Origin of the sequence: Mycobacterium sp. (assembly GCF_049281135.1) — a bacterium.
Taxonomy (GTDB): Bacteria; Actinomycetota; Actinomycetes; order Mycobacteriales; family Mycobacteriaceae; genus Mycobacterium.
In genome coordinates, this window is the sequence record NZ_JBAPRN010000733.1 from 1 (window position 1) to 5,702 (window position 5,702).

Below are 5,702 nucleotides of genomic sequence, written 5' to 3' on the forward strand. Positions count from 1 at the left end.
TCGGCGTGGGGCAGCGGCGCAACAGCCAAGCGGTGGTTCCCGTCGGTCCGCTCGATGCGCCAGCTCGGCATGGTCGAGCGCATGGGCGCCAGCCCGGGGATGTTACGAGCGACAATGGAATCGAGCCTCCGGATCGACGTCCGGCCGATCCTGCCGACGCTCACCGCGCCCACCCTAGTCATCAATGCCCGCGAGGACCTCATGCCGGTGCAGTGCGGCCGCTACCTCGCCGACCACATTCCCGGCGCGCGATGGCTTGAGGTCGACGGTGCGGAGCACGCACCCTGGTTTACCGAGCCCGACAGGATCCTGACCGAGATCGAGGAATTCCTCACCGGCAGCCACGCCGCTCCGTCGCAGTCACATCGTGCCCTGCGCACCGTGCTATTCACCGATATCGTCGCGTCGACGCAACACGCCGCGGCGACGGGCGATGAGCGGTGGCGCGCGGTGCTGCAGCGCTTGGGTGAGGTCACCGCCGACCTCACGGAAGGTTTCGGCGGCACGGTGGTGAAGAGCACGGGTGACGGGCATCTCGCCACGTTCGACGGCCCGACGCAGGCCATCCGCTGCGCCGAGGCCCTGCGTGGTGACGCCGAGACACTGGGCGTCGAGATCCGCGCCGGCATTCACACCGGCGAGTGCGAACTGATGGACGGCGACATCGGGGGAATCGCGGTACACATCGCGGCGCGCATCCTCGGTCAGGCCGGCCCCGGCGACATCCTTGTCTCTCGCACCGTGCGTGATCTGGTCGTCGGTTCGGGCACGGGCTTCGAGGATCGCGGCAGCGTCGAGCTGCGTGGCGTGCCTGGCACCTGGCAACTCCTGGCCGTGGATCGCCACGGCCCGCCGGCGGGATCGCCTGAGGCGGAACTGGCGTCAATGCCCACTCCTGGCCGTCGGACCGCGATGCGCCGCTCGGACCGTGCCGTAGAGGTGATCGCGAGGCGCGCACCGCGGATTCTCCGCGGGATGGCCCGCCTCGCCCCGGCCACCGGCCGCCGCTGAACAGCCGGAGTCAGCGCGCATGCAGGTGTCTGAGTCCACGACATCGTTGACCGGTGAGTCGCGTTCAGCTGCCACCGACGCCGATGCATCCGTGCCGGCGAACGACCCAACATTCACGAGCTGCCTGAATTGTCACTGGGACGGGATTACTTCAACTCGACCATGGGCGGGACTACCACCACAGCGGCTATGAACGCGAGGGAACCGGACCACAGAGCGGCAAAGTCCCCGCCCGCACGGATGCCAACCGAAATTCAGTAGTGGACTACTCAAGGTATTCCGCGTGATCCCGCGTAATCATTTTGAGACCGTAATCTCACGGTAACGGCACTAAAAGCGGGAGCATCATGTGCACGTCAGATCGGGTTGCAGTGCCCCACTGCCAATGTGTGTGTGACGCCCCGGCGATCAGTGCGATCGAAAACGCCATACGGCAACGCAACTATTACTACAAGCTCTGCGTACGGAGGTAGAGCCATGGCAACACACGCACATGACCCGGGCAACTCTCTTTCGGCGTCCAAGCAAGGGGGGATCGCCGTGGCGGTAATCACCACCGTCGGCGGCATCATCGTTGCGGGGCTGAATCAGATTGGTGTCTTCGACAAAGGGTCGCCGCCGCCGATGGAACCGACGCCGACGACCATTTCAAACCCACCGCAACAGACATCCCCTATGGGTTCGATGGACAAAGTGGAGATCAATGCGGCGGGTACTGAGGTCACCGTAACGGGCTCCGCCCGAAAAGATGTCGACAGCGTGGCCGTGATGGTAGGCCCACGGCAGTCGGGTGGACAGTACTGGGCCAGCCAGGCGAGCGTCTTCAACCAGCAATGGAGGGTGGAAGTCGCGACCGACCCACGGCTTCCGCAGCCCTACACAATCGATACCCGCTACCACAGCGTGAGCGGCGGTGCCGCAAGCGAGAGTGCTTTCAAGTTCACTTTCTTCCAGGGGACCGGAGCGACGACGACGACACCACCACCTACCAACCAGATAGTGAACTGCGCGGAGCAAAACGGCCCCAACTGCTTTAACGGCCCGGGCTGGGGAGGGCCACCGTCGGTCTACCAATCGAGTGAATGACTACTTAATTGTTAATTGGTCGTGCTGACAGAGCAGCGGTGCCGGGAAGACGGCCTCACTCGCGCGTGCCTGCGAACTCGCGACGCGGAGCGTGGACCCGACGACGGTCCTGTGGACAATTGATCGGTCCCTCCTGACGGCCGTGGGACGGCGCCAGGATGGCGCAGCAAAATGACCCCCGACTTTCAGAACGGTCGTGCGTTGAAAGGGAAACCATCATGCAGGAGTCAGATCAGACCTCGTTGCGCGAGCAGGTGGCCGCGTCGTTAGCGCAGTTGCGCGGCATCAAAATCGACGAGCAGGCTGTGTTGAGTCACGTGATACGTCCTGAGCACGTGATGACGGCTATCTCCGATCAAGATGCGGCAGAAGCGCTGGCCCCCTACAAGCCGATCCACCTGCCGGTCCCGCCGCCGGCGCACATCTACGCCCTGAACGTCGACGGCTTCATCTCTGGTATCCAGCAGGAACTGTCCAATGCCGCGGGCGGCGGCCAACCGGGCGACGTGGGCTACGTGGGCTACGAGATCCGCCTTAACGACCTTGGATTCCCCGTCAGATCCGTCGTGAATGGGTATGCACACTGGCCAGTTGACGGGGCCGAGGACTGGGCTCCTGACGTACGTCAACACGTTGCCAGTCTGAGCAAAAACATCACCGCGATGGCCATGACCAAGGCGCTCATAGCCGCCGGGCTCCCACCGGATGGGTCGACCCCGATCATCGACTACCTGCCGACCTACTGGGCCAAGGGACCCAACATCGACCAGATCACCATCGCCAAACTGCTGACCCACACCTCTGGTATCACCGCGATCGCCGCTGACTTCCAGACCATGAAAGATGTGATCGCGACGGGAGTATCGGCCAGCGACATCGGCAAGTACTCCTATCAAAATGTGAACTTCACGCTGTGCCGCGTTCTGCTGTCCACGATCACCGGAATAGTGCCGGTCGACTGGGGGTCTGAATGGGTGACCCTGAGGGACGCCCTTTGGGACATGGCGGCGATTCAGTGCTACGCGGACTATGTGGCAAAAAATATATTCACGCCCGCAGGGGTCAATGGCCCATTGCTGCAACACAGCCCAGGTGACGCTTTGGCCTACCCGTTCTGGCTGGGTGCCGCTGGCTGGAACTCCGAATGTCTGGCGACGGGGGCGGGCGCCTACGGATGGCACATGACAGCCGAGGAGGTACTCGCCGTGATGGGGACCTTCCGCCGGACCAACGCAATCCTGACCCCAGCGCAAGCCCAAAATATGCTTGATTATGAATTCGGCATCGATAACCGCCAGTCCACGCCGCTGGGCCACGTGTATTGGAAGAACGGGTATTGGCAGCAGTTTCCGGGAGGTCCGGCTGAACAGGCAGTGCTCTTCTACCTACCACTGGAGATGGAGTTAGTGGTGCTGGTGAACTCGCCGCTCGGGCCAAATGATAGCTCTGGCAAACTGGGACTGCTCGTTTTCGACGCTTACAACAGCAACATCAAAATCGTACCCATTAAGGATGGGATGGCAGCTGCTCCGCAGTTGATGCCAACACGGTCTACGTCCTCGGCAGCGACGGCAACCTCTGGCTCGAAGAAGCGCCGTTCGGACCCGCCAACGTCCCGCCTAACCGCACCCAGATCGACGCCGACGTGATGTTCAGGCCCAAGTAGATACAGTCACGAGCTGCCTGAGTAATCACTAAGTGGAAATACCCGGGGCCCATCATTCGTGCCCCGGCCAGCGGTGGGATCAGCAGTACGCTCATGCCATGCCGGACACGTTGTACGCACCGTGCGGCGATCTGAGCCTGGCGTATCAGGTGTTCGGCGACGGGCCGGTCGAACTGGTCATCGTCGAGCCGTTCGTCAGCCACGTGGAGCTGGCCTGGACCCTCCCCCAATTCAAAGCGTTCATGGAGCAGCTCGCGACGTTCTGTCGTATCGCCCTGTTCGACAAGGCCGGGGTCGGGCTGTCGGACCCGGTGCCAAAAGTTCGCACGCTGGAGGATCGAGCCGCCGAGGTCGAGGCTGTCATGGACGCAGCCGGCTTCGGGCAGGCCGTCGTTTCCGGTCTGAGTGACGGTGGACCGGTCGCCATGATGTTCGCGGCAACAAGGCCGGAGCGAGTGCGGGCGCTGATCCTCTCCGGCACCATCCCGTACTGGGGCATTGCGGGGTGGGACGACATGGATCGCGACCCGGCCGAGCTGCGGGCGCGCTTCCTTGCCGAGCTGGGCGAGGACTATACGCCGTCGATTGAGCAGCTCGCCCGCTTCCAGCGAGGCGGCCGTGCCGTGCGCTCCGGGTGGGGCAGCGGTGCCGCAGCCAGCATCAGCGCGCCGTCGGTCCGGTCGATACGACAGCTGGGAATGCTGGAGCGCATGAGCGCGAGCCCGGGAATGGCGCGGGCGTCATTCGAAGCAGCGTTTCGGACCGACGTGCGGCCAATCCTGCCGACGCTCACCGCCCCAACCCTGGTCATCCATGCCCGCGAGGACAACGCGGTTCCGGTGCAGGGCGGCCGGTACCTCGCCGACCACATCCCCGGCGCGCGGTACCTGGAGGTCGAGGGTGCGGACCACGCACCGTTCTTAACCGAGCCCGACAAGATCCTGGCCGGGATCGAGGAGTTCCTCACCGGCAGCCATGCGGCGCCTGCGCAGTCACATCGCGCCCTGCGCACCGTGCTATTCACCGACATCGTCGCGTCGACGCAACACGCCGCAGCGAGCGGCGACGAGCGATGGCGGGCGGTGCTGCAACGCTTTGGTGAGATCACCGATGACCTAACGGAACGGTTCGGTGGCTCGGTGGTCAAGAGCACCGGCGACGGCCACCTTGCCACGTTCGACGGCCCGACGCAGGCCATCCGCTGTGCCGAGGCCCTGCGCAATGACGCCGAGACCCTGGGCATTGAGATCCGCGCCGGCATCCACACGGGCGAATGCGAGCTGCTGGATGCGGACATCGGGGGGATCGCCGTACACATCGCGGCGCGGATCCTCGGCCAGGCCGGGGCCGGTGAAATCCTTGTCTCGCGCACCGTGTGTGACCTGGTTGTCGGGTCGGGCACGGGTTTTGAGGACCACGGCAGCGTCAAGTTGCGTGGCGTGCCCGGCACCTGGCAACTCCTGGCGGTCAATCGCCACGGCGCGCGGGCGGGATCGCCTGAGGCGGAACTGGCGTCAACGCCCACTCCTGGCCGTCGCACGACGATGCACCGATCCGATCGCGTTGTCGAGGTGATCGCGACGCGCGCACCGTGGATTGTGCGCGGGATGGCCCGCCTCGCCCCGGCCACCGGCCGCAGATGAGCAGCTGGAGTCAGCGCGCTTGGAGGTGTCTGAGTCCGCGGCATCGTTGACAGGCGAGTCGCATGCAGATGCCGACGACGCCGATGCATCCCCGCTGGCGAGTTACCACATTCACAGAGCAGGACGGAGGTTTCGGCGATCGCCGAATTCGAGCGGGGCACCGACCCCGACAGCGACAGCGGCCCAGGCGCTGTGGACAACTGATCGGTCCCACCTGACGGCCGTGGCACAGTGCCAGGATGGCGCAGCCCACGCCGTCGTTGTATGCGCTGGATCCGGCGCTACCCGTGCTGCTC

4 protein-coding genes are annotated in these 5,702 nt (G+C 64.5%); all 4 read left to right on the forward strand.

Going from position 1 to position 5,702, the window contains the following annotated elements:
* On the forward strand, positions 1-1,011 hold a 1,011-nt coding region (locus WAN02_RS29260; RefSeq protein WP_422268884.1), incomplete at its 5' end, for an adenylate/guanylate cyclase domain-containing protein.
* 477 nt (positions 1,012-1,488) lie between these two features.
* Positions 1,489-2,097, forward strand: a complete 609-nt coding sequence (locus tag WAN02_RS29265) for a hypothetical protein (RefSeq protein WP_422268885.1) — start codon at positions 1,489-1,491, stop codon at positions 2,095-2,097.
* Between the two features lie 218 nt (positions 2,098-2,315).
* Positions 2,316-3,746 carry a serine hydrolase domain-containing protein gene (locus WAN02_RS29270; protein WP_422268886.1) on the forward strand — a complete coding sequence of 477 codons (1,431 nt, stop codon included), beginning with the start codon at positions 2,316-2,318 and terminating at the stop codon, positions 3,744-3,746.
* Between the two features lie 115 nt (positions 3,747-3,861).
* Entirely contained in the window at positions 3,862-5,406 is a 1,545-nt protein-coding gene (locus WAN02_RS29275; RefSeq protein ID WP_422268887.1) for an adenylate/guanylate cyclase domain-containing protein, read from the forward strand.
* Positions 5,407-5,702 lie beyond the last annotated feature (296 nt).